The sequence below is a fragment of the Nocardia mexicana NBRC 108244 genome (assembly GCF_001613165.1).
GTDB lineage: Bacteria > Actinomycetota > Actinomycetes > Mycobacteriales > Mycobacteriaceae > Nocardia > Nocardia mexicana.
The window spans coordinates 1-24,634 of record NZ_BDBV01000135.1 but is presented as its reverse complement, the minus strand read 5'-3'; the positions used below and the strand labels follow the sequence as shown (position 1 = coordinate 24,634).

The following is a 24,634-nucleotide window of genomic DNA, read 5'->3' as shown; positions in this document are numbered from 1 at the left end:
CGTCGAACCGGCGGCGCCGGCCACCCCCGCGGCACCCCGGCAACGCAGCTCCGCCGACGCCCGCGACCTGATGAGCGCCATCCAGAACGGCACCCGGCAGGGACGTCAGTCGCGCGCCGAATCCGGCTCCAGCACAGCAGAATTCACTCGACGAGAAGGCGATGATGACCACCACTTCCGATCCCACTAGCCTCGGCTGGCTGCTCGACGACCTGGTCCGGGCGCTCACCGACGTCAAGTTCGCGGTGGTGCTGTCCACCGACGGACTACTGCTGGGTCATTCCGCGGAGCTGGACCGGCCCGGCGCCGAGCGATTCTGCGCGATGGCCTCCGCGCTGCACAGCCTGGCCCGCAGCGCCGGGCACCACTTCGACGCCGGGGGCGTCTGCCAGACGGTGGTCGAACTCGACCACGCCGTCCTGTTCATCACCGCCGCCGGGGACAACGCCTGCCTGGCCCTGCTGACATCGGAGAACGCCAATATGGGGATGGTGGCCTACGAGATGAACCAGACGGTGCAGCGGGTGGGGACCCACCTGTCGGTCGATCCACGTCCCTACGCGGCCGAGCCGAGAGATCATGAGTACCCCGCGTGAATCCTGGTACGAGGACGAGGCGGGCCCGATGGTCCGCCTCTACGCGATCACGCGCGGGCGCGGTGGCGGCGCCCGGCCGGAGCTGAATCTCGCTACCCTGGTGGTGAATTCGGGAACCGGCCCCGCACCGCGCCGGGAACCCGAGTACACCGCCATCATCCGGCTCTGCCGCACGCCACAGTCGGTCGCGGAGGTCTCGGCACAGCTGCGCCTCCCCCTGACGGTGACCAAAATCCTCATCGGCGACCTGGTCGACGAGGGCAGACTTACCTTCCGTTCCCCACCAGCCACCGACACTCCCGATGTCGGCCTACTCCGAGCGGTCCTGAATGGCATACGCGCACTCTGACGTCACCCGAGCCACCGGCCTGGCGGCCTCGGTGAAAATTCTCGTCGCCGGCGGATTCGGCGTCGGCAAGACCACCCTCGTCTCGGCGATCAGCGAGATCGAACCGCTGCACACCGAGGAGCTCATCACCGAACTCAGCACCGGCGTCGACGATCTGACCGGGGTGGCGGAGAAGACCACCACGACGGTGGCCCTCGATTTCGGCCGCCTCACCATCGGCCCGGACCTGGTCCTGTATCTGTTCGGCACGCCCGGACAGGACCGCTTCTGGTTCCTCTGGGACGAGCTCGCCGCCGGCGCACTCGGCGCCGTCGTCCTCGCCGACCCCCGCCGCCTGGACAGTTCCTTCGCCGCGATCGATTTCCTGGAGAGCCGCGGCGTCCCGTTCGCCGTCGGTGTGAACTGTTTCGACGGCGCACCGCTCTACACGCCCGGCGAGGTCCGCGACGCGCTGGACCTCGACATCGCGGTCCCCATCCGGCTGTGCGACGCCCGAGAACGACAGTCGTGCAAGCAGACCCTGGTCACACTGGTCGAATACCTCATCGCCCGCGTCCAGCCCTGAACCGTGGTGGATCTCACCCGACGTGGCGGGAAAACCGTGGGCAAAGGCAGAATGAGCTGGATGAGAGCCTGGCAGCCGACCGCAAGCGCCCACGGGGACTCCCGTGGCAACGGGGGTCCCGTCACCGTCGACGATGTTCGCGCGCTCCGCGAGCAGTTCCTCGACTTCATGCTCGGCTACAAGTTCGCGATCGACGAGGTCACGACCAAGATCAACATCCTGCGCGAGGACTTCAACAACACCCACGAGTACAACCCCATCGAGCACGTGGGATCGCGCCTCAAGTCCCCCGAGAGCGTTCTGGAGAAGGTCCAGCGCAAGAACTACGCGATGAACCTGGCCTCCATCCGGGAGAATGTGCTCGATATCGCCGGGGTCCGCGTCGTCTGCAGCTTCCTCTCCGATATCGCCGTGATCCGGGACATGCTGGTCGGCCAGGAGGACATCACCCTCCTGGAGGAGCGCGACTACATCACCCACCCCAAACCGAACGGCTATCAGAGCCTGCACCTGATCGTGTCGATTCCGGTATTCCGCTCCGATCGCACCGAGCGGATGCCGGTCGAAATCCAGATCCGCACCATCGCGATGGACTTCTGGGCCAGCCTCGAGCACAAGATCTACTACAAGTACCGCGGCGAGGTCCCCCCGAATCTCCGCAGCGACCTGACCCAGGCCGCCGAGGTCGCCGCCCAGCTGGACGAGAAGATGGAAGCCCTGCACCGCCAGGTCGACCACACCGCCCACACCCGCCCCGGCCCACTCGAGTCACTGGATTTCCGGCAGCTGTACAACAGCATCACCGCAGACCAGCCCTTGCCCTCGTACCGGGACGGTAGCTGAGCGTCGCCCAACCGACTGTTCGGATTCGCCCACCGCAGCACCGTTCGGCATGCGCCATGTGATCGGGGTGTAGCGGGGGTAAGTGCGCTCGCCCAGGCCGTGCGAGCGCCCGGCTCCACGATCCTACGAACGCAACTCGAACCGTAACGGCTCGTGCACCGCTCCGCTCGGCGGCTGGGCGTAGAGCTCGGCGATCTCCGTCGCGTACTTCTCGGCGACGAGGCGGCGGCGCACCTTGAGGGTGAGGGTGAGTTCGTCGCCGCCGGGCTCCCAGAACGCGGGCAGGATGCGGAAGCGTTTGACCTGTTCGACGCGGGACAGCTCGGCATTACCCGCGGCGACGGCAGCGGCGATGCTCGCGAGCAGCGTATCGTCGGCGGCGAGCGCCGATGCCGACGAGTCGGGCAGATTATGTTGTGCCGCAAATGCTCTCGCCGCATCGTGGTCCAGGACGACCAGGGCGGTGTTGTAGGCGCGGCCGTCGCCGACGACCATCATCGTCCCGATCAGCGGCGAGTGCGCCTTGACGGTGTTCTCGATGATGGCGGGCGACATGTTCTTGCCCGCGGCGTTGATGATGAGGTCCTTCTTGCGGTCGACGACGGTGAGGTAGCCGTCGTCGTCGATCGCGATGACGTCACCGGTGTGCAACCAACCGTCGCGGTCCACCGCTTCCGCGGTCTTGTCCGGCTCCCCGCGATATCCCTTCATCACGAGCGGTCCGCGAACGAGTAGTTCACCGTCGCTTGCTGTTTCGGCCTCCATCCCGGGCAGCAACGTGCCGACCGTACCGAGTCTCGCGCGGTCCGGATGGCTGATGCTGCAGATGCACGCGAGCTCGGACATGCCCCAGATCTCGGTGATCGGAATGCCGAGCCCGGAAGAAGGCGAGGGTGTCGCGGGGAATCGGCGCCGCCCCGGACAGCGCCCACCGCACGCGGTCCAGCCCGATCTTCGCGCGCAGCTTCGACAGCACGAGTTCGTCCGCCCGCTGCCATTCGGTCTCCAGCTCCGCCGGAATCGGCTGTCCGGCAAGCAGATAGCCGCCGCGCTCGGTGGCGACGTCGAGCGACTTCTCGAGCAGCGGCCGGGTCTGCTCCGATTCGTTCGCGACCGCGAGTTTCAGGCCCGCCTGCAGCTTCTCCCAGACCCGCGGCACCGCGCCCCAGATCGTCGGGTGCAGGTCCGCCAGCGCCGGGCCGATTCTGCCCGGGTCGTCGACGCAGGTTACCTGGGTGCCGAAAACCTCCTGGAAGTACAGGGAAGTCAGCCGATCGGCGATATGCGCGGAGGGCATATAGGAGGTGATGGTGTCGCCGAACCGGATGCCCAGCACCTGCTCCACGGCGTAGCACTCGAACATCAGGTTCGCGTGCGTCGTCTCGACGCCCTTGGGGTGGCCGGTGGTCCCGGACGTATAGATCAGCGTGGCAACATCATCGGGCCGCACCGCCTGCCAGGTGGCGGCGAAGTCGAAACTCGGATCACCGCCCGCGATCAGTTCGGCGACCGAAATGGTACCGGCTGGTGCATCGTCGAGGCACACGATGTGCTCGACGACGGCCTCGCTGTCGCGCACTCGCTCGACGTACTGCGGTTCGCAGATCACCACGCGCGCACCGGAATTGCCGAGTACGTGCGCGAGCTGCTCGGGCGCCAGCGTGTTGTACACCGAGAACGAGGTGGCGCCGAGGTGCTGGGCACCGACCTCCAGCGGGTAGAAGTCGATGCGGTTGGACATCATCAGCGCCACGGTGTCACCGCGACCCACGCCCAGCGCGGCCAGCCCGGCGGCCACCTTGCGCACTCGCCTGGTGTACTGGCTCCAGGTCATCAGCGCCACATCGCCCGGCGTCCGCAGCGCGATCGCGTCGGGCTCCAGGTTGGCTACGTGCTGGAACGCGGCGCAGAGGGTGGTGAACTGCGGATTGCTCATCATCGAGTTCCTCTCGAGGTCATACTGCTTGCGCCGCAACGGAATCCAGTCGCGACGCCACGAAGTCGCCGACGGCGGCGAAGGCCCGCCGGGATTCCGGCACGAGCGCGGCCAACGCCTGGAATACATGTATCTGTCCCGGCCACACCTGCAGCTCGCAGTCGGTGCCCAGCGCCCGCAGGCGGTCCGCGAAATCGATCGCGTCGGCGGTGAGCAGCTCGGAGTCGCTGACCTGAATCAGCGTGGGCGGCAACGCCTGTCCCGGTGCCAGCGGCAGGGTCAATGGGCTGTCGGTGAACAGGGAGACCGCGGCCCGCATCAGCGCGGGACTGAGCAATCCGTCGCGACCGTGTCGCGACCTGCCCGGTCCGACCATGGGAGAGAACAGCAGTAGCCCGGCCGGAGCGGGTAAACCGTTGCGGGCGTTGGCGATCACCAAGTCCGCCGCCAGATAGCCACCTGCCGAATCCCCGGCGACGACGATGCTGCTCGGCGAATATCCCCGGTTCAGCAGCCATCGGTACGCACCCGCCGTGTCTTCCACCGCCGCCGGGGATCGGTGTTCAGGAGCGAGGCGATAGTCCATAGCGAACACCGGCAGGCCGGTCGCCTGCGACAGCCGGGACGACACACCGCGGAACGACCGAGCGGAACCGGCGACGAACCCGCCACCGTGCACATACAGCACCACCGCGTCGCCGCGAGAAACTCGGGGCCCGTACACCCATTCGCCACGAACGGATCCCTCGGCGATCTCACGCACTCCGGTGCCGCGCAGGGGCGGAGCGACGGCCCGCAATGTCCCGTCGATCACCGCGCGGGCCACCGGCAGCGTTCGATCGTCCACCGGCAGCATCGCGCCCAGCCGCGCGACGGTGTGCGAGGAGATACGGCGTAGGGCGCGCGCTCGCACCGAGCCCGTCGCGCCGCGCCCGGCCTCGATCTCCACTACGCCTCCACGCGCCGTTCGATGCCGCGTATGAGTTCGTGCACTCGGCTGTCGCGGGCGAGCCGGCTGTCCAGGACGACATTGACCGCACCGCGCAGCAGGGAGTACGGCTGCCAGCCGACCGGTGCGATGGTGCGGGCCGCTCGGCGCTCGATTCCGTCGGCCACCGATTTCGCGGCCTCGGCGGCGGTAATGCGCACGCTCAGGGGCCAGGGCAGCAGACGGTTCAGGGCCTGTCCGAGGTCGTCGCGGTCGAGCGTGTCGTGCGTCATCGCGGTGTCGACGATGCCGAAGTAGGACACGCCCGCCGTCGCACCGACCGCCGCCAACTCGACCCGCAACGCCCGGCCGAGCTGTTCCACACCGGCCTTGCTGATCATGTACGGCGCTCCCCCCATCCCGGGCGCGAAGGCGGCACACGACGAGACCACCACCGCGTGACCGCCGGCCGCTATCACATGGTCGAGCGCGGGGTGCACCGTGTTGAACACCCCGGTGAGGTTGATATCGATGACTCGGTCGAAGTCGCGGCCGTGCAGGGACCGCAGCGTGGCGGGGCGCGGCACCACACCGGCGTTGGCGACCACGATGTCGAGCCGCCCGAATCGGTCGGCGACCCGGTCGATCGCCGCGACCATCCCGTCGCGGTCCGAGACATCGGCGGTCACGGGAAGTACGCGATCTCCCAGCTCGTCGGCGAGGTCGGCGATGCTCCCGGCATCGATGTCCACCACGGCCACCGACGCACCGCGCCGATGCAGGACCATGGCGAGCTCACGGCCGATGCCCTGTCCCGCGCCGGTGATCACGGCGACCTTCCCCGCCACCGGATAGCTCTTGTTCACGGTCACGCCACCTCGTAGGAGTCGGAATCGAATTTTCTTGTGCGGCGGCGGTATTCGAAGCTCCAGTTCGGATACAAACCGGCGTTCAGCCCGTCCGGCGTCGTGTAATAGCTCCGGCAGCCCCCGGTGAGCCAGACGGTGGACGAACTGCGCCGCGCCATCTCGTCGAGGAAGGCCACCTGGACCTCCTCGCGCAGTTCGACTCGGCGCGCACCACGACGCCGCGCGTCCCGCAGCGCGTCGACGATGTAGGCGATCTGGGACTCGATCATGTAGAGCGCGGACTGATTGCCCGCCGCGCCGAACGGGCCGAGGGTCATGAAGAAGTTCGGGAAACCGGCCACCGCGGTGCCCAGATAGCTTTGCGGCCGTTCGTGATACAGCTTCCCCAAGCTCCCACCGTCACGCCCGGCGAAGCGGTCGTACGCGGTCGGAATCGCCGTGAACCCGGTGCCGAAGATGATGGTGTCGACCTCGCGTTCCGTGCCGTCGCGCAGCACGATCGACCGCGGGCGAACCTCGGCGATCCCGTCGGTCACGACCTCCACATTCGGCTGGTCGAGCGCGGGCAGGTAGGCGTCGGAGAAGATCGCGCGTTTACACCCGATCACGTAGTCCGGGGTCAGCGTCGCGCGCAACCGCGGGTTGCGCACCTGTCGCAGCAGCTGGAATCTGGCCAGTGACTCGTAGAGGTGCCGGAAGCGCTGGTCGACCAGGGATATGAGCCCGAAGGACTCGATGGCCGCATACCAGCCACCACGAACCGCCCTCTGCGCCAAGGGAAGATGCCGGAGCAGGAAGCGTTCCGCGGCGAGCGTGGGCCGATCCATGCGGGGCACGATCCACGGCGCGGACCGCTGGAACAGCAGCAACTCGGCCACCTGGGGCTGGATCTCGGGAACGAACTGCACGGCGGAGGCTCCGGTGCCGATGACCGCCACCCGCTCACCGGTGAGATCGTGCTCGTGATCCCAGTGCAGCGAATGAAATGCCTTGCCCTCGAACCTGTCCAGCCCCGGCAGGTTCGGGTACTTCGCCTCGGCGAAGATACCCGCCGCCGAGATGAGGAAGTCCGCTGTGAGGCGACCCTGCGCGGTCTCGATGCGCCACAGCGACTCGTCGTCGTCCCAGCGAGCGTCGAGCAGCTCGGCGCCGAACCGGATCGACCGCACCACATCGTGCTCGGTGGCGACGCCGCGGATGTAGTCGAGGATCTCCGATTGGCGGCCGTAGGTGCGCGACCAGTTCGGATTCGGGGCGAACGAATAGCTGTACAGGTGCGACGGCACGTCACAGGCGCAGCCGGGGTAGGTGTTGGCCCGCCACGTCCCGCCGAGATCGTCGGCGCGTTCCAGGATCACCAGATCGTCGAACCCGGCCTCGCGCAGTTTGATCGCCAGCCCGATACCACCGAAACCGGCGCCGACGATCGCGATGTGGCGGTGCTCGAGGGGATCGGTCATGATCGGCTCCTTCCGTGCAGCACGGCGACCAGCCTGTCCGCGACGGCGTCGATGACGGCGGTGCGGCGGAAGGTGGTCAGCGGCAACGGTGACGGAAACAATTGGCGCGTAGTAGCTTTGGCGTAGGCGAACTCCCGGAGCCCGTCGGGCCCGTGTACCCGCCCGAACCCGGAGGCGCCGACGCCGCCCAGCGGCAGCGCCGGGACCGTGGCGTGTGCGACGAAGGCATTGATCGAGGTGGCGCCCGCGCGGAGTCGCCCGGCGATCAGGCGGCCGTGACGACGGGAGAACACGGTGCTCCCGAGCCCGTAGACCCCCGCATCGACGCGCTCGACCGCCTCGTCCATATCCCGCACCTTGGTCACGACCAGCACCGGCCCGAACGTTTCCTCGGTCATCGCGGGCGCATCGTCGTCGACGTCCACCAGAATCGTCGGTTGCACGAACTGCCCGTCGATCGCGTCCGGACCGCCGATCAGCGCCCGCGCCCCGCGCAGGACGGCGTCCTCGATCTGATGCCGAATGATGTCGACCTGCTTGGGCATGGTGATCGGGCCGATCTTCGATTCCGGGCGCCCCGCATCGATGGCGCGTGCCTGCATGACGAGCTCTCCCACGAACACGCCGTAGACATCGGCGTGCACATAGATTCGCTCCACCGCGAGACAGGTCTGCCCGGCGTTGGACAATCCACCCCATACCGCGGCCTCCGCCGCCGCGCGGATGTCCGCATCCGCGTCGACGATCATCGCGTCCTTACCGCCGCACTCCATCAGCACCGGGGTCAGGTTCTCGGCGCACGCCGCCATCACCCGTTTACCGGTGGCGGTCGATCCGGTGAAGCCGATCTTGCCGACATCGCTGCGGCACAACGCGTTCCCGGTTTCGCCCGATCCCGTCACGACCTCGAACACGGGCTGTTCCGGCACGGCCCGCGCGAACGCGTCGGTCAGCCAGACCCCGACGCCCGGGGTGTACTCACTGGGTTTGAACACCACCGCATTGCCCGCCGCGAGGGCGAACGACACCGAACTCAGCGGGGTGAACACCGGGTAGTTCCACGGGCCGATGACTCCGACGACGCCGTAGGGCCGGTACTCGACCGTCGCGGCGTGATTGATCGTGAGCAGACTCGATCGCACCGATCGCCTGCCGAGGACCTTGTGGGCGTTGCGTGCCGCCCACTTCAGATGTTCGAGGCCCATCGCTATCTCGAGTTTGGCGTCGGAAACGGGCTTGCCCATCTCCGTGTGGATCAGTTGCGCGAGTTCGTTTCTGCCGCGGGTGATTTCGGCGCGCCAGCGGTCCAGCCGCCGGGCTCGCTCGGCGAACCCGAGCGCGGCCCACCACTCGGCGGCCGCGTGGGCGCGATCGACCACGGCGTCGACGGCGGCCCGGTCGTGGTTCGGGAAGACGCCGGCGACTTCGCCCGTCGCCGGATTGCGCACCTCGAAAGTGGTTGCGCCGCCGGTGGTTGTCGTCGATGTCGCCATCACAGGTGATCCTGCATGGTGGTGGTTGTCCCTTCTCGGGTCACAGGTCGAGAACGAGTTCTTCGCCTTCGGCGCGCGAGACGCAGACGAGCATCCGGTCGCGCCGTTCGGCTTCGGTCAGTGCGTTGTCACGGTGGTCGACCCGCCCCGCCAGGACCCGGACCTTGCACGTGCCGCAGTAGCCCTGCCGGCACGAATATCCGACATCGGGCACCGCGCGGCGAATGGCGGTCAACGCGGTTTCCGCGGCGCCCACCCGGACGGTCGTGCCGGTGCGGGCCAACGCGATGTCGAATTCCCGGCCGTCGACGACCGGTGCGGCGGAGAACCGCTCGGTGTGCAGCGAGCCGGTCGGGTTGAGCTCGAACATGCAGCGCTGCGCCGCCGCCAGCATCGGCGGCGGACCGCACACATACACGGCCGCACCGGGTTCGGCCCGGGCGATGAACTCCGCGATATCAGGGGTGCCGAACTCGTCGTCCGGCCGGATGTCCGCGGTGTCGGGGACCTCGTCGAGAAACGGCATCGTGCCACGCGACCGCCCGGTATAGACCAGCTGTCCCCGCTCGGCCGCGGCGCGAGCCATCGGCAGGATCGGCGTGATGCCGATGCCACCCGCGAGGAACAGATAGGACGGCGCCTCCACATAGGTGAACGCGTTGCGCGGCCCCCGCACTCGGATCGGATCACCGGCGCGCAGCGTTTCGTGCACCTCCAGCGACCCGCCTCCACCGTCGGGGATCCGACGCACCGCGATCCGGTATCGCCGTCGATCCGCCGGATCACCACACAGCGAGTACTGGCGCAGCCGGCCGGACGGGAGCAGCAGGTCCAGATGCGAGCCCGGCCGCCAGTGCGGCAGCGACGCGCCGCCGTGCGCGCGCAGGGTCAGGGCGACCACGTCCTCGGCCTCCCGCTCGACCTTCTCGATCACCAGGTCCAGATCGAATCCGCTGCGGCGCACCGGGTTCGGGCGAGACAGCACCCCCGCGGCCGGGCCACTGGCGAACACCTTCCGATACGCATCGATGGCTCCGGCCAGTAACCGCAGGCTCGGCGGCGGCGAAAACGACTCGTACACAACGGGTGCCGACATCAGTGTCCGGCCGCCCGGGCAGCGGGTGAATGCGCCAGGTACCGCAGCGCCTTGTCCATCGGCCCCAGCTGCGACGGATGGAACCCGGGCCGCAGATACCGCGGCAGTTCGGTGAGGAATACGGTCCAACTCGGAACCACCCCGCGCCGAGTGGCATTCAGCCACTGCAGTCCCCAGAACCGGCCCTTGTCACGCGACGGATCCTTCCGGTACAGGTAGCCGGTCGATATGACGAACAGCGGCAGCAGCAGCGCACTGGCGAGGACCGCGGTGCGCGCCTTGCGGGCGTAGCTTCCGTCGAGGTGCATGAAGGCGTCGTAGACCACGCTGCGGTGCTCGACCTCCTCGGCGCCGTGCCAGCGCACCAGATCCAGCATGGCCGGATGCATACCCTTCTCCTCGAGCACGTCGGCGTTCAGCAGCCACTCCCCCAGCACCGCGGTGTAGTGCTCCATGCCCGCGAACAGCCCGAGCCGTTCCTTCAGCCATTCCTGCTCGGCCCGCCCGGTCAGGCCGTGGCCGCCGAGTACGCGGTCGACCAGCCACGCGATCTTGCCGACATACGAATCGACGTCGAGGCCGATCGATTGCAGGTGTACGCGCGCGGCCTCGTGGCTGTTCGCGTGCATGGTCTCCTGCCCGACGAATCCGCGCACCTCCTCCCGCAGCCGCTCGTCGTCGATGTGCGGCAGCGCCTCGGCCAGGGCCTGGGCCATCGCCCGCTCGCCTTCCGGCAGCACCAGATGCATGACATTGACGATGTGCGTGGCCAGGACCTCGCCCGGGATGTAGTGCATCGGCACCGAATCGAAGTCGAAGCGCACATCCCGGGCGTTGATCGCATGCGCCTCGTCGCCGTAGCGGCGCTCCGTCGCACCAACCTGTTCAACCATGCCAAGACCGTACATCGCAACATATGGCGTGGCAATGTTGCTGCGACAAATAGGAGTAAAACGTTGCAAAGGTGCTGGACTTTGCTACCGTGGACGGCGTGATGACCGCGCCGAAAACCGCCCCGACCCGCCCCAATAGCGACGACGAGGGCGAGAATCGAATCATCGACGCGGCGCTGGTGCAGTTCGAGAAGGTGGGCATCAAGAAGACCACCATCGAAGAGGTCGCGCGCCAGGCCGGGGTCGACCGCGCCACGGTCTACCGCCGCATCGGGTCGCGCGACGATCTGGTCCACGCGGTCATGAACCGCGAGATCATGGCCGTGCTCGCCGAGGTCGCCGAGATCCCCGACCGGCACGACGCGCTCGCCGATCTCACCGCCGACATCTTCATCACCGTCATCACCCGGTGGCGCACCCATCCGCTCGCCGCCCGCCTGCTCGCCCTCGAACCCGAGCGGGTGCTCTCCAAGCTCACCACCGACAGCGAATCCGTCTTCACCATGTGCGTGTCGGCAACCGCGGCGGCCCTCGAACAGGCCGCGCAGCGAGGCCTACTCGACAGCGGCACCGACCTGATCACCCGCGCCGAAATCGTCTGCCGCATAGTCCATTCGATGATCCTGTCACCCCACGGGGTGGTCCCGCTCGAAACCGACGAGGAATTGGCCGCCTTCGCACACACGTACCTGGTGCCGATCATCACGGGCCCGGTACCGGCCGCCTAGCGCCGACCAACCTTCACCCGGAAGCCCGGCGTGTGCGATGCCGGTCAGCGTTCCAGGGCTTCATCGATTCGGTGGCGCAGCAGGACCGCCCTGGGGTCATCGAGTTCCGCCAACACGGCTGCGGCTTCCTCCCAGTGTGGTCGCGCTTCATCGCTGTTCCGATCTTCCTGCAGTGATGCGGCGAGATTGGCGAGCGCTGTCGCCAGGAGCATCCGATCGGCAATGTCCAACTCACGGTAGGTGTTTATCGCAAGGCGGTGGAACTTCGCGGCCTCGTCCGGGCGCCCGAGCTCCTGATATGTCTCTCCGGTTCCGTCCAGCGCCATCGCTTCCCTGGCTCGATCACGGAGGCGTCTGTGAGTTGCGGCGGCGTGCTGGTAGGAGGCGAGTGCTTCGGACGTCCGCCCCAGTGCGCGTTCGACCCGAGCCAGCTCCTGCAGCCAGAACGCCTCGAACGCGTGGTGATCGTCCTCTCGGGCAATGGCGAGCGCGGTCTGAATAGTGTCCATGGCCTCGTCCGTACGGCCCATTTCGCGTTGCGCCATAGCCAAATAGCACAGGGCGTTGCCCTCCGATCTGCGATCGTTCACCTCACGGCAGAGCATGACGGCCGTGTGGAGCGTGTCCGCCGCCGACTCGAGAAGGGTCAGATCGTAGTAAGTCATGCCGAGGTTTCCCAGCAGGAGGGCCTCCCAGTCACGATCGCCGAGTTCCCGTGCGATGGCGATACTTTCCTCGTAATCGGCCAGCGCCTCGGTGTACCGGTGCCGATGAGACGCCAGTATTCCGAGCGCGTTGATCGACATGGCCTGCCCTTGCCGGTCGCTGATCTCCCGGCGAATTGCCAGCGCGTTGCGGTGAAGTTCCTCCGCTCGGTCGAGTTGCTGCGCCTCGGTGTATGCCTGGCCCAGACTCTCGAGCATTTGTGCTTCGCCGTAGCGGTTTTCGACCCGGCGGGCCGATGCGAGGCCGGTCTCCCCGGCGCCGATCCATTCGTCGAACAGATGCTGTCGACCATGGATGACGCTCAGGACCGCAGGCAGCTGCCATCCGAATTCGTGGAGCCCGGCATCGCTCGCGGCGCGGATTGCCGCGGCGAGGTTCTCCCGCTCCTCCTCGTACCAATCATATGCTTCGGAGGGCCCGGCAAACTCCGATGCGACGGCGGGCTGTTCCTCGTATGCGTCGATCGAGACACGTCGTTCCGACGGGGCGAATGCGATCGCAGCATTGGCCGCGGTCCAGAGGTACCAGCTGAGTACTCGCCGCAGCGCGGACCGGAGGCTCTGCGGGGTCTCGTGCTGAAGAGCCTGGTCAGCCGCATACGCGCGGAGCAGGTCATGCAGCCGGTAGCGGCGGGGGGCGTACTGCTCGAGCATATGTGCGCCCACGAGGACATCGAGTGCCTGCCGCGTTCGGGGCGGACCGACGCCGGTGATGGCCGCTGCTGCCGAGATGCCGAAGTCCGGGCCGGGATGCAGGCCCAGGAGTCTGAACATGCGTGCCGCGTCGGCGGGCAATGCCCGATAGGACCAAGCGAACACAGTACGCACCGCATCGGCCTCATCGTCGTCGTCGGCAGTGAGGGCGTCCCAGAGCGACGACTCGTCGCGCAGTTCCGTGATCAGATCACTGAGCGGCATCAGCGGCCTGCTGGATGCACGTTCGGCGGCGATCCGCAGCGCCAACGGCAGTCGCGCGCACAGCCGCGCCAGTTCGACCAGCTCCTCGGGGGCGTCACTGTCGCGGTAATCGGCCGTCACGGTGCGCAACAGATTCACCGCCTCCGCCTCGGGCAACACGTCCACCGACAACCGTTGCGCACCGTTCCTGGCGACGAGCCCGGACAGGCGGCTGCGGCTGGTCACCAGCACCAGGCAATCCGCTGTACCCGGCAGCAACGGCCGCACCTGTTTGACGGTCGCGGCATTGTCGAGAACCACCAGCAATCGCCGTCCGGCCACGAGAGACCGATACAGCGCAGACTTGTCATCGAGATCCATCGGAATGGAACTCGGTGGCATACCCAGCGCCCGCAGGAAGCGATCGAGAGCTTGCTCGGGTTTCACCGGCGGCCCCGGATCGTAACCACATAGGTTCAGGTAGAACTGTCCATCCGGGAATCGATGCCGAATGCCGTGCGCCCAGTGCAACACCAGTGACGTTTTGCCAACCCCGGCAGTTCCCGTAACGACATATATACCGACGGGTGACGCTTCGGCGCGCTCGTCCGCGAGAATACCGTCGAGTTGTGTCAGTTCCTTCGTACGGTTCACGAAGGCTCCCACGTCGCTGGGAAGTTGCCTCGGTGTCATCCCGGCGGCGACGTCGATGCCGTGAAAATGAACTCCTCCTCGAATGTCCCGAGCCTGAACCACCTCGGATGCCGACCCGGACAACTCGGAATGATGCCCGTGCCGATCACTCTCCGCACGGTCCGGCAGCTCGCTGGGTGCCATATTGCTACTCGCTACGTTGATTCGCGTGACCGATAACCGATGCTGAACATAATACGGCGAGTCAGATCACTCGGGCCAATCATCCGGCAGGTCCGGCTTCGCCAGGATGAGAAGTCCGGGAGGGAGGACCACCATTTTCTCGTTGGGGTGAATCTTCACCCCCTCGGGAAGTTTCGACTGGAATTCATCGGTCACGTCCCGTCCGATGATCGCGATGTCACCGTTGTCGAGTTCCCAGATCCCCGGGCATTTCGTCGTGCCACCGCCGCTGGCCGTCTCGTCCCGGGACCGACCCGTCCCAGGCTCCTTCGATGTGGGACCCAGACGCCGCCGAATATACGTAGAAATGGGATCCGGTTTCCATACCTTCACGGCAGCACCCTTCCACTGTAAAATATTCAACCAGGAACCAACGTAGCACAAGATCTTCGGACGGGAACTGGAATCTGCGACAACCGGGTGGTCACTGGCAAGCGGGTCGGGGCCACGCAAGACACTCGAGGAGTGAGAGCTATTCCCAGAATCCTCGCCGTCGGCCTACTTCCTGTCGTCACGGCCGCTTCGGGTATCGCAATAAACTTTGCTACCGATCTCAAAAACGACGCCATTGCCTGGCTCGCGGTAATAATCCTCACCGTCGCCGGTATCGGAATATCACTTGCCATCGACCGAATAAACGAACGGAGTCGGAATACGGCCAGGAAAGCCGAGAACGAACCTGCCGTATCCGAAGTCCGGAACGAGGTCAGCGGCTCGATCGGCGGAAATCTCGTACAGGGACGCGACATTGCCGGTGGAATACACTTCCGCGGCCGTCAGCGACCACCCCGCGACGGACACTGACGGTACAGATACCCTCCCCAGCGGCAAACACGATGCCTGGTTATCCGGACGGACAGTGATACCCGTTGGCGAACCTCTGGCAACGCTGTCCCATGCACATTCGCGGGATACGACCGGAAGCAGTCATAGCCACCGGTAGAGAATCGTCAAGATCGACTCGGTGCTCGTCGACGGCAAGCCGACCATGGGCCGGCCTCGAGGTCGCCGTCGGCCGACCTGACCCAGAACCAGCGGACGGCGTTCCGCTCGGCGCGCCGCGGCTGCTACTGTCGGTCGAACGGATCCGCAACCGTGGTACGCCATCTGGGCGGCGATCGTGCCGCACCGATCGCGATCAGGCGCAAGATCTCCAGCCGACCACTTCGGAGGATCTTGTCATGCGCCGAATCCACTGTGCCGCACAGGAAACGGGCCCCCTATACCTGCTGACCGCAGTCTCCCCGCGCAAGCGCGAAGGCGCCAGCCCGACCGGGATCATCGGGCGACGGCTGGCACGGCAACTATCGGCCTCCGGGAGCAGGGTGCGTGTGCTGGCCGAGCCGGGTCAGCTCGCGGACTGGCCCGATGACGTCGAACTCGTGCCGGGGACCATCACCTCGCCCTCGGACGTCGCGGTGGCGACGCCCGGTGTCGAGGCTGTCTTCCTGGCGGGCGCGATTCCCTCGACGGTGGACGAAGTTCTGCGGCAGGCCAAGGCGGCGGGCGTGCGTCACGTCGTCCTGCTGTCCTCGCACGGGCCGGAGTACGAGCAGCAGTACCCGCCGGAAACATGGTTCTGGCTCGCCATCGAGCGTTCCGTCGAGCGCTCCGGACTGACCTGGACACATATCCGCCCATCGGCCGTCATGGGAGCGCTCCTGGAGGGCACCTACCCCGCCACGGGATCGGATTGGGCAGGCACGATCCGCGGCGCGGACGGCGTGGTCCGTGAGGCATTCGCCCACACGGGCTGTTACCCCTTCATTCACGAGGAGGACCTCGCCGCCGTCGCGGCGGCGGCACTGCGCACGACCGAGTACGCCGGAACGGTGCTCGAGGCGGTGGGACCACCGCTGAGTACCCGCGCCCGCATCGACGGGATCGGCAAGGCGGTCCGCCGCGACATCGACGTCGTCGAACTGACCCCGGACGAGAGCCGCGCGATCTGGCGTCGCGACGGCTGGCCGGAGGGAGCCGTCGAGGTCACGCTCTATGCCCTGCAGGAGTACGCGGCCCGCCGCGAAGAACTCACACAGTGGACCCTCGATCAGCAACCCACGGTCCAGGAGATCATCGCCCGGCCGCCCCGCACCTACCAGGCATGGGCCGCCGAACACGCCCGAGTGTTCCGCCCGCGATCCGGAGAGTGAGCCGGGCAAACCTCGCCGCGTCCAACAGCTGGCCTGGGCATGGCGCTACTCGTCGGCGCGCTCCTCACGGTCGCGATCGTGATCGGCCGCCGACGATCTCACGCCGAGACACCCCGGCGACCGATCCGCTGACACCGTCGTCGGCCGAACCGGCGAGCGCCGGTATTGCTGGGAATCCTGCTGCTCCAGAAACCGCTCGGCACCGCGGACACCGGTCAATGAGAGCCCAATCGTTCTGCCCGGTCGAGAATGTCGTCTACCGACCACTGATCGTCGGCATGCGTGCCGTACTTGCGGTCCAGCACCCGGCCGTCGGCGGCGATCAGGAAATCGGCGGGGAGACCGAAATGATCCTCGCCGCGTCCGAGCGCCGCGCCCACCGACCGCTGATGTATCGCGCCTCTCGCGGCAGCGAGCATCGCACGCGGATGCGCGACCGAAGTCGGCGAGGACTCCACACCGAATTCGGTGTACAGCACGCGTCCAGGATCCGCGACGACGGTGAACGGCAGGTCGTCCTGATACTTGCGCAACGCGGCCGCGTCGGAATGGAAAACGACAACCTCCACCACACCGGCCGCAGCGATCTCATCGTGCCGTCGCGCGACCGACCGCAGGTGCAGGTGACAGATCGGGCATCCGGCGAAGCGGCGGAACTGCATGTGCACCAAGCGCTTCGCATCGGGCACCGCCACGACCGAGGTGCCGATCGTCTCCAACTCGCGAGGCGCCACGATATCGCCTACATCCATGACAGTCAGACAACCACACGCTTCGAAGTCGCACACCACTATCCGCGCGGCTCTCCGACGTCGCGGCAGCTCCCGCCGAGACACCCACGGCCGACCACGTCGAACCAGGGGGCTATCCGCGAAAGCCGGTGGCCTCGGCCAGTTCGGCGGCGGCCCGCATGCCACGCCGACTTGTACTGCATCGGCGACCAGGGTTCCCGGGCGCGATAATCGGCGGATGGTGATCTCGCGGCATCGACGCCGGGGTGCTCGATGACGGCCGCTGTGGTCGGGGTCGTCGTCGCAGTGGGGCTGGTGGCCGGTGCGCTGCTGTTGTGGGTGCGCACGCGGCGGATGGTGACGACGCCCGCGGAGCGGGCGGTGCACACCGCGCTGCATACGGCCTCGCTGGCCGCGGTTCCGTTGCGGCGCGGGCTGACCGAGGAGGCGGCGCGGGAGGCGGCGCCGCATCTGCGGGCGCTGACCGGGGCCGCCGCGCTGGGCATTGCGGATGTCGACGGCACGGTGCTGGCGTGGGACGGGCCGCACGCCGATCTCGCGGGTGATTTCACGGCCGCGGCCGAGCGGGCGATGGCGGGTGAGCGGGCGGTGCTCGTCACGGGATCGGAGAACGGTGAGCACGCGGGGCGGACCGTGGTTGCCCAGCCACTTCTCATCGAGAGCACGGGTGTCGCCGGTGCGCTGGGCGTGGTGATCGGCGGATCGCCGGGGCCGGGTCAGCTCGGTGCGGTGGCGGAGGTGGCGCGGTATGCGTGCGGTCAGCTCGAACTGGCGGAGCTGGACGCGTCGCGGGCGCGGTTGGACCGTGCCGAGGTGCGGGCGCTGCGGGCGCAGATCAGCCCGCACTTCATCTACAACGCGCTCAACACCATCGCGTCGTTCGTGCGCACCGACCCGGATCGCGCCCGCGAACTCGTCCTGGAGTTCGCCGATTTCACCCGCTACTCCTTCCGGGCGGCGGGCGAATTCACGGTGCTGGCCGACGAATTACGCAATATCGAGCGCTACCTCGTGTTGGAGCAGGCGCGCTTCGGTGAGGCGCTGCAGGTGCGGTTGCAGATCGCTCCCGAGGTGCTGGGCGTCACGCTGCCGTTCCTCGCGTTGCAGCCGCTGGTGGAGAACGCGGTCCGGCACGGTCTGGCGTCCAGTCAGGGCGGCGGGACGGTCGTGATCGTCGCGACGGATGCGGGGACCGATTGCGTGATCAGCGTGGAGGACGACGGGGTGGGCATGGATCCCGAGCTGCTGCGTTCCGGTGCCCTCGATGCGGTGGAGACCGGGGCGGGTCCGGCGGGATCGGGCCAGGCCGTCCACATCGGGCTGGCCAATGTCGACGATCGGCTGCGTTCGGCCTTCGGCAACGACTACGGCCTGGTCGTCGAGACCGCCCTCGGCGCCGGGACCAAGGTCAGCCTGCGAGTCCCCAAATTCCGCGCGGGCATCAAGGCGTGACCCACATAGGATGACCGTGTTGTGACGAGGACCATGGGTGAGACGGGCGGCGCGCTGCGAGTGCTGGCCGTGGACGACGAGAAACCGGCTTTGGACGAGTTGGTGTATCTGCTGCGCACGCAGCCGGAGGTCGGGGAGATCCACGCCGCGAGCGATGCGACCACCGCCCTGCGGCTGCTGCGGGCGCACCCGGTCGACGCGGTGTTCCTGGATATCAACATGCCCGGGCTGGACGGTATGGAGCTCGCGGGAATCCTCTCGGAGTTCGCGCAGCCCCCCGCGGTGGTCTTCGTGACCGCGCACGATGACCGTGCGGTGTCGGCGTTCGATCTCGGGGCGGTCGACTATCTGCTCAAGCCCCTGCGGGAGCAGCGCCTCGCCGAGGCGGTGCGGCGGATCGTCGGCTCGCGCGCCCCGGCATCGGCGGACTCGGCGGCTCGGGCGGATCCCAACGAAGTCATTCCGGTCGAACTCGGCGGGGTGACCACACTGGTGCATCGGTCGACGGTGAGCTGGGTGGAAGCCGACGGCGACTATGCGCGCCTGCACACCAGCAACGGTTCGCATCTGGTGCGAATCCCGTTGTCGGCGTTGGAATCCCGGTGGCAGGACGCGGGCTTCCTGCGGGTGCACCGGTCCTACCTGGTGGCATTGCGGCTGGTGACGGGGCTGCGCACGACCGGAACCGCGACGGTGGTGCGCCTGCGCGCCGAGGGCAGCGCCGCCGCGGTGGAGCTACCGGTCAGCAGGCGTCAGGTGCGCGAGCTCAAGCAGCGCCTGGTGCACGGGCCGCGGCAGAGCTGGACCACGCGGTGACCGGGCCGGGGCACCGTCCGGCGCGGCAGCGGGTGGTGCTGGCCGAGCGGCGCGGCGCCCGCCGGGTTCGCACCCGGGTCGAGGTGGCCGAGCAGACCGAGATCGGCGCGGCGTTGATCAGCGGGCTGGTCCGCGCCCAGTTGGGCCTGGCGCTGCGGACGGGCCTGGTCACGGTGCTCATCCTCGGGTCGTTGCCGCTGCTGATGCGGATCGGCTCCCTGGGATCGATGGTCGTGCTCGGCGTCCGGCTGCCGTGGCTGCTGCTCGGCGTCGCCGCCTATCCCCTGCTGTTCGTCGTCGGCTGGATCTACATCCGCTCGGCGGAACGCAACGAGAAGGACTTCCTCGAGCTGGCGGAGGATTGAGGTGACCGTGAACACCGTGACCTCGCCGGTGCTCACCGTCGCCGCGCTCACGCTGGCCGCGCTGGCCACGGTCGCCATCGGCGTCTACGGTGTGCGGCTGGCCCGCACCACATCGGACTTCCTGGTCGCCTCCCGCAGCGTCGGACCGCGCTGGAACGCCGCGGCCATCTCCGGCGAATACCTCTCGGCCGCTTCGTTTCTCGGGGTCGCGGGCCTGATCGCCAAATTCGGGGCGGACGCGCTGTGGTATCCCGTCGGCTTCACGGCCGGATACCTGGCCCTGCTGTTGTTCGTCGCGGCCCCGCTGCGGCGGTCGGGCGCCTACACCGTGCCCGATTTCGCCGAGTTCCGGCTCGGGTCGTTGCGGTTGCGTCGACTCGCCGCGGTGGTCGTGGTGCTGATCTGCGGGGTGTACCTGATTCCGCAATTCCAGGGCGCCGGGCTGACACTGCGCATCCTGCTCGGCGTGCCCAGCTGGGTGGGCGCGGTGGCGGTGGGGATCATCGTGATCGCCAATGTGGCGGGCGGTGGAATGCGCTCGATCACCCTGGTCCAGGCATTCCAGTACTGGCTCAAGCTCACCGCGGTCGCCCTGCCCGCACTGGTTCTGCTCGGCCACTTCCTCTCCGCCGACCGCCCGCTGGGCACGGCGGCTCCCCCGGTCGTCACCGAGCGCACCACGGTCGACATCACCACCGATGTGGCGGTGCAGATCGGTGCGGCCCAACAGGTTTCGATCACGGGAACCCTCGACGGGCAGGCCGTCGGCGGTCCGGTACGGCTCGCTCCGGGAGAACACGACCTCGCGTCGGGGACACAGTTGGTGCTGGAGCCGGGCGATGCCGTCCCGGTCGTGGCCGGCGCCCCGGCGGACGGCGACGCCTGGCTCTCGCCGGGTGGCGGATTCGGCGGGAATCATGCGCTGTACCAGGTGTATTCATTGATCATCGCGACCTTCCTCGGCACCATGGGCCTGCCGCACGTGCTGGTGCGCTTCTACACCAATCCCGATGGTCGCGCGGCCCGGATCACCGCGCTCGCGGTCATCGGCCTGGTCGGCGTCTTCTATCTGTTTCCCACGCTACTCGGGGTGTTCGCGCGGTTGTACGTGCCGCAACTGCTGATCACGGGCACCTCCGACGCGGCCGTGGTGCTGCTGCCGGGTTCGGTGCTGTCCAGCGTGCCGGGGCAGTTGCTGGCGGCGCTGGTCGCCGCGGGCGCGATGGCGGCGTTTCTGTCCACGTCCTCGGGCCTGCTCGTCAGCATCGCCGGTGTGCTGAGCACCGACATGCTGCGGGGGCGGATCCGTGACTTCCGGGTGGCCGCGCTGGTGGCCGGGTCGGTGCCGCTCGGCCTGTCGGTCACGGTGGCGTCGCTGGATCTGTCTCGCACGGTGGCACTGGCGTTTTCGGTCGCCGCCTCGACACTGTGCCCGCTGCTGGTGCTCGGCATCTGGTGGCGCGGGCTGACCGCGGCGGGCGCCGCGACCGGGCTGGTCGTCGGCGGCCTGACCGCGGGCAGCGCCACCGTGGTGTCCGTGCTGGGTGGCGTGTCCGGCGACCTCCTGGGCGGCTGGCCCGCGGTCGTGCTCGGCTATCCCGCGGCGGTGAGCGTCCCGCTGGCCTTCGCATCGATGATCCTGACCAGCATGCTGACTCGACGCCAGGACCCGCGCACGGTGGCACGCATCTTCGTACGGCTGCACGCACCCGAACGGATGGGCATGGGCGCCGATCGAGAGCGGGCGCTGCGCTCCGACTGAACGATCTCACGCCCGACCGTTCGTCGCGACCGATCGACCGCTCACCGCACAGCCGGCCACCTTCACCGAGTGACCGCCGCCACACCGATACAGCTGCTCGGTCGGCTCGTTAGCGTCGAGAGACAGTAAGCCCCGTCACATGCTAGGACGACCGATGACCGACATCGACACCTCCGCCGCGCCGCCGCAGCGGATGCCGAGTGCCGAGGAATTCGAGACCATGCAAGCGAGCCCGCAGTTCCAGGAACTCCGGAACCGGTTGCGGCGCTTCGTTTTCCCGATGACCGCACTGTTCCTGCTCTGGTATCTCGCCTACGTGCTGCTCGGCGCCTACGCGCACGACTTCATGGCCACCGAGGTGTTCGGTGATATCAATGTCGGATTACTGCTCGGCCTGGCGCAATTCGTGTCCACCTTCGTGATCACCGGACTCTACGTTCGGTTCGCGGGCAGGCAGCTCGATCCGCGCGCGGCTGCCATCCGCGAACAGCTCGAAGGAGGGCGGGCGTGAACGAGTCGTACCTTGCCGCCGCCGCGGTCGGCAATCCCGCCGCGAATATCGCGATCTTCTGCGCCTTCGTCGCGGTCACCATGGTCGTGGTCATCCGGGCCAGCCGCAACACCCGCACCGCCGCCGACTACTTCACCGGCGGCCGCGGCTTCTCCGGCCCGCAGAACGGCATCGCCATCGCCGGTGACTACCTGTCCGCCGCAAGCTTTCTCGGCATCGCCGGGGCCATCGCGGTATACGGCTACGACGGATTCCTGTACTCCATCGGATTCCTGGTGGCCTGGCTCGTCGCCCTGCTGCTGGTCGCCGAAATGCTCAGGAACACCGGCAAATTCACCATGGCCGATGTCCTGAGCTTCCGGCTGAAGCAGGGACCGGTGCGCACCGCCGCCGCGCTGACCACGCTCGCGGTGTCGCTGTTCTACCTGCTCGCCCAGATGGCGGGCGCCGGTGGCCTGGTCGCGCTGCTGCTCGACATCTCCAGCAAGACAGGGCAATCCATCGTCATCGCCGTGGTCGGCGTGCTCATGATCGTGTACGTGCTGGTCGGCGGCATGAAGGGCACCACCTGGGTGCAGATCATCAAGGCCGTCCTGCTGATCGCCGGCGCGGCCCTGATGACCGTCATGGTCTTCACCAAGTTCGGGATCAACTTCTCCGACATCCTGCGTTCGGCCCAGGACGCGGTCTCCGGCTCGGCGAACAAGGCGGTGGCGTCGCGTGACGTGCTCGCCCCGGGCGCGCAGTACGGCGGCAGCGCCACCTCCCAGCTGAACTTCGTATCTCTCGGTCTGGCACTGGTATTGGGCACCGCGGGTCTGCCGCATGTCCTGATGAGGTTCTACACCGTGCCGACCGCGAAGGAGGCGCGCCGATCAGTCGTGTGGGCGATCGGGCTGATCGGCGCGTTCTACCTGTTCACGCTGGTGCTCGGCTACGGCGCCGCCGCCATCGTCGGACCCGACCGGATCCTCGCCGCGGCCGGCGGCCAGAACTCGGCGGCGCCCCTGCTGGCATTCGAACTGGGCGGGGTGATCCTGCTCGGCGTCATCTCCGCGGTCGCCTTCGCCACCATCCTCGCCGTGGTCGCCGGCCTGACCATCACCGCCGCAACGTCATTCGCGCACGACATCTACGCGGGGGTCATCAAGCGCGGCAAGGTCGACGAGATCAAACAGGTGCGGGTATCCCGGATCACCGCCGTCGTGATCGGAGTACTGTCGATCGGCCTCGGCATCCTCGCCAACGGCCAGAACATCGCGTTCCTGGTCGCTCTGGCCTTCGCGGTCGCCGCGGCGGCCAACCTGCCGACCATCCTGTATTCGCTGTTCTGGCGGCGCTTCAACACCACCGGCGCGCTGTGGAGCATGTACGGCGGGCTCATCTCCACCATCGTGCTCATCGTGTTCTCCCCCGCGGTGTCGGGCACGAAATCCTCGATGATCCCCGGCGCCGACTTCGACTGGTTCCCCCTGTCCAATCCCGGAATCGTCTCCATCCCACTGGCATTCGTGCTCGGCATCGTCGGCACCCTGCTCGGCAAGGACGACGAGCCGGGCAAGGCCGCCGAGATGGAGGTCAGGTCCCTCACCGGAGTCGGGGCGGAGAAGGCCGTCGCGCACTGAGCGCGCCTACCCACGCAGGCACTAATCGTCGCGGGGTTCGACCTCTCGGCCTGGACCCCCGCGACGGTGAATGGATCGCCTTGCACACCAACACCCTCGCACAGGAGCATCACGTGCCCGGCACAGCCATCGACCACAACAGCAACGACTTCGATTCCGCAGCAACAGAACTCGCCGTGACCGCTCATCCGCCGAGCGCGGAGTTCGCCGCTGCTGCCAATGCCGATGCGTCGCTGTACGATCGGGCCGCCGCCGACCGGGACGGGTTCTGGGCCGAGCAGGCCCGCCGGTTGTATTGGCATCAACCCTTCACCCGCGTCCTGGACTGGGACGACGCACCGTTTGCGAAGTGGTTCGCCGACGGGAAGCTGAACGTCGCCTACAACTGCGTGGACCGGCATGTGCTCGACGGCCACGGCGACCAGGTCGCCATCCACTGGGAAGGCGAACCGGGCGACTCGCGCGACATCACCTACACCGACCTGCTCGCCGAGGTGTCCCGCGCCGCGAACTACCTCACCGAACTCGGCCTCGAGGCCGGTGACCGGGTCGCCATCTACATGCCGATGGTGCCCGAGGCGATCGTGTCGATGCTGGCCTGCGCGCGACTGGGGCTGACCCATTCGGTGGTGTTCGCGGGCTTCTCCCCCTCCGCGCTGCGTCAACGCGTCGACGACGCCGAAGCCCGCCTGGTCATCACCACCGACGGGCAGTGGCGGCGCGGCAAAGCCGCACCGCTGAAAGCGGCCGTGGACGAGGCACTGGATGGGGACGCGGGCGTACCGGCACCCGGCCCGGAGGAGGCAGTGGAGGGTAGCCACGCGGGGCCAGCCAGTGCGCCGGATGGTCACAACACACCGTCGAGCGTGGAGCATGTACTTGTGGTGCGCCGCACCGAGATCGAGGTCCCGTGGACCGAGGGCCGCGACCTGTGGTGGCACGAC

24 protein-coding genes and 1 pseudogene are annotated in these 24,634 nt (G+C 67.7%); 15 read left to right on the top strand and 10 right to left on the bottom strand.

Going from position 1 to position 24,634, the window contains the following annotated elements; translation table 11 throughout:
* From NM1_RS43660 to NM1_RS38615, 5 genes are all read left to right on the top strand, one after another.
* Window positions 1–190 (top strand): hypothetical protein (locus NM1_RS43660; RefSeq protein ID WP_218022191.1); only part of this gene is annotated, 190 nt, incomplete at its 5' end.
* On the top strand, window positions 162–596 hold the full coding sequence (locus NM1_RS38630; RefSeq protein ID WP_068032420.1) for a roadblock/LC7 domain-containing protein: 435 nt from the start codon (window positions 162–164) through the stop codon (window positions 594–596). The genes NM1_RS43660 and NM1_RS38630, both read left to right, overlap by 29 nt.
* The gene (locus NM1_RS38625) at window positions 580–945 is read left to right on the top strand and encodes a DUF742 domain-containing protein (RefSeq protein WP_068032418.1); all 366 of its coding nucleotides are present in this window, start codon (window positions 580–582) and stop codon (window positions 943–945) included. Before NM1_RS38630 ends, NM1_RS38625 begins: the two co-directional genes overlap by 17 nt.
* Window positions 926–1,510, top strand: a complete 585-nt coding sequence (locus NM1_RS38620; protein WP_068032415.1) for a GTP-binding protein — start codon at window positions 926–928, stop codon at window positions 1,508–1,510. Before NM1_RS38625 ends, NM1_RS38620 begins: the two co-directional genes overlap by 20 nt.
* A gap of 60 nt (window positions 1,511–1,570) precedes the next feature.
* A complete protein-coding gene (locus tag NM1_RS38615; protein WP_068032440.1) occupies window positions 1,571–2,353 on the top strand; it encodes a GTP pyrophosphokinase in 783 nt (260 codons plus the stop codon).
* A 123-nt stretch (window positions 2,354–2,476) separates the two neighbouring features.
* Here NM1_RS38615 and fadD11 read toward each other — a convergent pair.
* The 7 genes and pseudogenes from fadD11 to NM1_RS38580 all read right to left on the bottom strand — a co-directional run bounded on the left by fadD11 (window position 2,477) and on the right by NM1_RS38580 (window position 11,028).
* Window positions 2,477–4,289: pseudogene (fadD11, locus tag NM1_RS38610) on the bottom strand (fatty acid--CoA ligase FadD11).
* A 19-nt stretch (window positions 4,290–4,308) separates the two neighbouring features.
* Window positions 4,309–5,238, bottom strand: coding sequence for an alpha/beta hydrolase (locus NM1_RS38605; RefSeq protein WP_114699790.1), 930 nt, complete (start codon window positions 5,236–5,238; stop codon window positions 4,309–4,311).
* On the bottom strand, window positions 5,238–6,089 hold the full coding sequence (locus NM1_RS38600; RefSeq protein WP_068032412.1) for a short-chain dehydrogenase/reductase: 852 nt from the start codon (window positions 6,087–6,089) through the stop codon (window positions 5,238–5,240). Before NM1_RS38600 ends, NM1_RS38605 begins: the two co-directional genes overlap by 1 nt.
* Entirely contained in the window at window positions 6,086–7,546 is a 1,461-nt protein-coding gene (locus NM1_RS38595) for a flavin-containing monooxygenase (RefSeq protein WP_068032409.1), read from the bottom strand. The genes NM1_RS38600 and NM1_RS38595 overlap by 4 nt, the downstream gene beginning before the upstream one ends.
* Window positions 7,543–9,039 (bottom strand): aldehyde dehydrogenase family protein, encoded by a 1,497-nt coding sequence (locus tag NM1_RS38590; protein ID WP_068032406.1) that lies wholly within the window; start codon window positions 9,037–9,039, stop codon window positions 7,543–7,545. Before NM1_RS38590 ends, NM1_RS38595 begins: the two co-directional genes overlap by 4 nt.
* Before the next feature lie 40 nt (window positions 9,040–9,079).
* On the bottom strand, window positions 9,080–10,135 hold the full coding sequence (locus NM1_RS38585) for a PDR/VanB family oxidoreductase (protein WP_068032403.1): 1,056 nt from the start codon (window positions 10,133–10,135) through the stop codon (window positions 9,080–9,082).
* The gene (locus NM1_RS38580) at window positions 10,135–11,028 is read right to left on the bottom strand and encodes a metal-dependent hydrolase (protein WP_068032400.1); all 894 of its coding nucleotides are present in this window, start codon (window positions 11,026–11,028) and stop codon (window positions 10,135–10,137) included. The genes NM1_RS38585 and NM1_RS38580 overlap by 1 nt, the downstream gene beginning before the upstream one ends.
* Before the next feature lie 71 nt (window positions 11,029–11,099).
* Here NM1_RS38580 and NM1_RS38575 point away from each other — a divergent pair, with 71 nt between their 5' ends.
* Window positions 11,100–11,756, top strand: a complete 657-nt coding sequence (locus NM1_RS38575) for a TetR/AcrR family transcriptional regulator (RefSeq protein WP_246011616.1) — start codon at window positions 11,100–11,102, stop codon at window positions 11,754–11,756.
* 44 nt (window positions 11,757–11,800) lie between these two features.
* On the opposite strand, the gene NM1_RS38570 is transcribed toward NM1_RS38575, so the two are convergent.
* Entirely contained in the window at window positions 11,801–14,215 is a 2,415-nt protein-coding gene (locus tag NM1_RS38570) for an ATP-binding protein (RefSeq protein ID WP_068032397.1), read from the bottom strand.
* A 66-nt stretch (window positions 14,216–14,281) separates the two neighbouring features.
* Window positions 14,282–14,587 carry a hypothetical protein gene (locus NM1_RS38565; protein WP_084520454.1) on the bottom strand — a complete coding sequence of 102 codons (306 nt, stop codon included), beginning with the start codon at window positions 14,585–14,587 and terminating at the stop codon, window positions 14,282–14,284.
* Window positions 14,588–14,719: 132 nt separating this feature from the next.
* Here NM1_RS38565 and NM1_RS42815 point away from each other — a divergent pair, with 132 nt between their 5' ends.
* The gene (locus tag NM1_RS42815; RefSeq protein WP_147289113.1) at window positions 14,720–15,058 is read left to right on the top strand and encodes a hypothetical protein; all 339 of its coding nucleotides are present in this window, start codon (window positions 14,720–14,722) and stop codon (window positions 15,056–15,058) included.
* A 377-nt stretch (window positions 15,059–15,435) separates the two neighbouring features.
* Window positions 15,436–16,407: an NAD(P)H-binding protein gene (locus tag NM1_RS38555; protein ID WP_068032391.1), complete on the top strand. Its 972-nt coding sequence runs from the start codon at window positions 15,436–15,438 to the stop codon at window positions 16,405–16,407.
* A 215-nt stretch (window positions 16,408–16,622) separates the two neighbouring features.
* On the opposite strand, the gene NM1_RS38550 is transcribed toward NM1_RS38555, so the two are convergent.
* Window positions 16,623–17,159 carry a redoxin domain-containing protein gene (locus NM1_RS38550; protein WP_068032387.1) on the bottom strand — a complete coding sequence of 179 codons (537 nt, stop codon included), beginning with the start codon at window positions 17,157–17,159 and terminating at the stop codon, window positions 16,623–16,625.
* Between the two features lie 252 nt (window positions 17,160–17,411).
* Here NM1_RS38550 and NM1_RS38545 point away from each other — a divergent pair, with 252 nt between their 5' ends.
* From NM1_RS38545 to NM1_RS38515, 7 genes are all read left to right on the top strand, one after another.
* Complete coding sequence (locus NM1_RS38545; RefSeq protein ID WP_068032381.1) at window positions 17,412–18,611, top strand: sensor histidine kinase; 1,200 nt, start codon at window positions 17,412–17,414, stop codon at window positions 18,609–18,611.
* A 33-nt stretch (window positions 18,612–18,644) separates the two neighbouring features.
* Window positions 18,645–19,427, top strand: a complete 783-nt coding sequence (locus NM1_RS38540) for a LytR/AlgR family response regulator transcription factor (protein ID WP_068032378.1) — start codon at window positions 18,645–18,647, stop codon at window positions 19,425–19,427.
* The gene (locus NM1_RS38535) at window positions 19,424–19,792 is read left to right on the top strand and encodes a hypothetical protein (RefSeq protein WP_174556956.1); all 369 of its coding nucleotides are present in this window, start codon (window positions 19,424–19,426) and stop codon (window positions 19,790–19,792) included. The genes NM1_RS38540 and NM1_RS38535 overlap by 4 nt, the downstream gene beginning before the upstream one ends.
* Window positions 19,793–19,799: 7 nt before the next feature.
* Window positions 19,800–21,554, top strand: coding sequence for a sodium/solute symporter (locus NM1_RS38530; RefSeq protein ID WP_068032423.1), 1,755 nt, complete (start codon window positions 19,800–19,802; stop codon window positions 21,552–21,554).
* A 154-nt stretch (window positions 21,555–21,708) separates the two neighbouring features.
* Window positions 21,709–22,065, top strand: a complete 357-nt coding sequence (locus NM1_RS38525) for a DUF485 domain-containing protein (protein WP_068032375.1) — start codon at window positions 21,709–21,711, stop codon at window positions 22,063–22,065.
* On the top strand, window positions 22,062–23,690 hold the full coding sequence (locus NM1_RS38520; protein ID WP_068032372.1) for a monocarboxylic acid transporter: 1,629 nt from the start codon (window positions 22,062–22,064) through the stop codon (window positions 23,688–23,690). Before NM1_RS38525 ends, NM1_RS38520 begins: the two co-directional genes overlap by 4 nt.
* A gap of 176 nt (window positions 23,691–23,866) precedes the next feature.
* Window positions 23,867–24,634 (top strand): AMP-binding protein (locus NM1_RS38515; protein WP_157124092.1); only part of this gene is annotated, 768 nt, incomplete at its 3' end.

What these genes read in the sequence shown, in the direction of transcription:
- NM1_RS38630 (WP_068032420.1), top strand. Translation starts at nt 162, where the DNA reads ATGATGACCACCACTTCCGATCCCACTAGCCTCGGCTGGCTGCTCGAC.
- NM1_RS38625 (WP_068032418.1), top strand. Translation starts at nt 580, where the DNA reads ATGAGTACCCCGCGTGAATCCTGGTACGAGGACGAGGCGGGCCCGATG.
- NM1_RS38620 (WP_068032415.1), top strand. Translation starts at nt 926, where the DNA reads ATGGCATACGCGCACTCTGACGTCACCCGAGCCACCGGCCTGGCGGCC.
- NM1_RS38615 (WP_068032440.1), top strand. Translation starts at nt 1,571, where the DNA reads ATGAGAGCCTGGCAGCCGACCGCAAGCGCCCACGGGGACTCCCGTGGC.
- NM1_RS38595 (WP_068032409.1), bottom strand. Translation starts at nt 7,546, where the DNA reads ATGACCGATCCCCTCGAGCACCGCCACATCGCGATCGTCGGCGCCGGT.
- NM1_RS38590 (WP_068032406.1), bottom strand. Translation starts at nt 9,039, where the DNA reads ATGGCGACATCGACGACAACCACCGGCGGCGCAACCACTTTCGAGGTG.
- NM1_RS38585 (WP_068032403.1), bottom strand. Translation starts at nt 10,135, where the DNA reads ATGTCGGCACCCGTTGTGTACGAGTCGTTTTCGCCGCCGCCGAGCCTG.
- NM1_RS38580 (WP_068032400.1), bottom strand. Translation starts at nt 11,028, where the DNA reads ATGGTTGAACAGGTTGGTGCGACGGAGCGCCGCTACGGCGACGAGGCG.
- NM1_RS38570 (WP_068032397.1), bottom strand. Translation starts at nt 14,215, where the DNA reads ATGGCACCCAGCGAGCTGCCGGACCGTGCGGAGAGTGATCGGCACGGG.
- NM1_RS38555 (WP_068032391.1), top strand. Translation starts at nt 15,436, where the DNA reads ATGCGCCGAATCCACTGTGCCGCACAGGAAACGGGCCCCCTATACCTG.
- NM1_RS38550 (WP_068032387.1), bottom strand. Translation starts at nt 17,159, where the DNA reads ATGGATGTAGGCGATATCGTGGCGCCTCGCGAGTTGGAGACGATCGGC.
- NM1_RS38545 (WP_068032381.1), top strand. Translation starts at nt 17,412, where the DNA reads ATGACGGCCGCTGTGGTCGGGGTCGTCGTCGCAGTGGGGCTGGTGGCC.
- NM1_RS38540 (WP_068032378.1), top strand. Translation starts at nt 18,645, where the DNA reads ATGGGTGAGACGGGCGGCGCGCTGCGAGTGCTGGCCGTGGACGACGAG.
- NM1_RS38525 (WP_068032375.1), top strand. Translation starts at nt 21,709, where the DNA reads ATGACCGACATCGACACCTCCGCCGCGCCGCCGCAGCGGATGCCGAGT.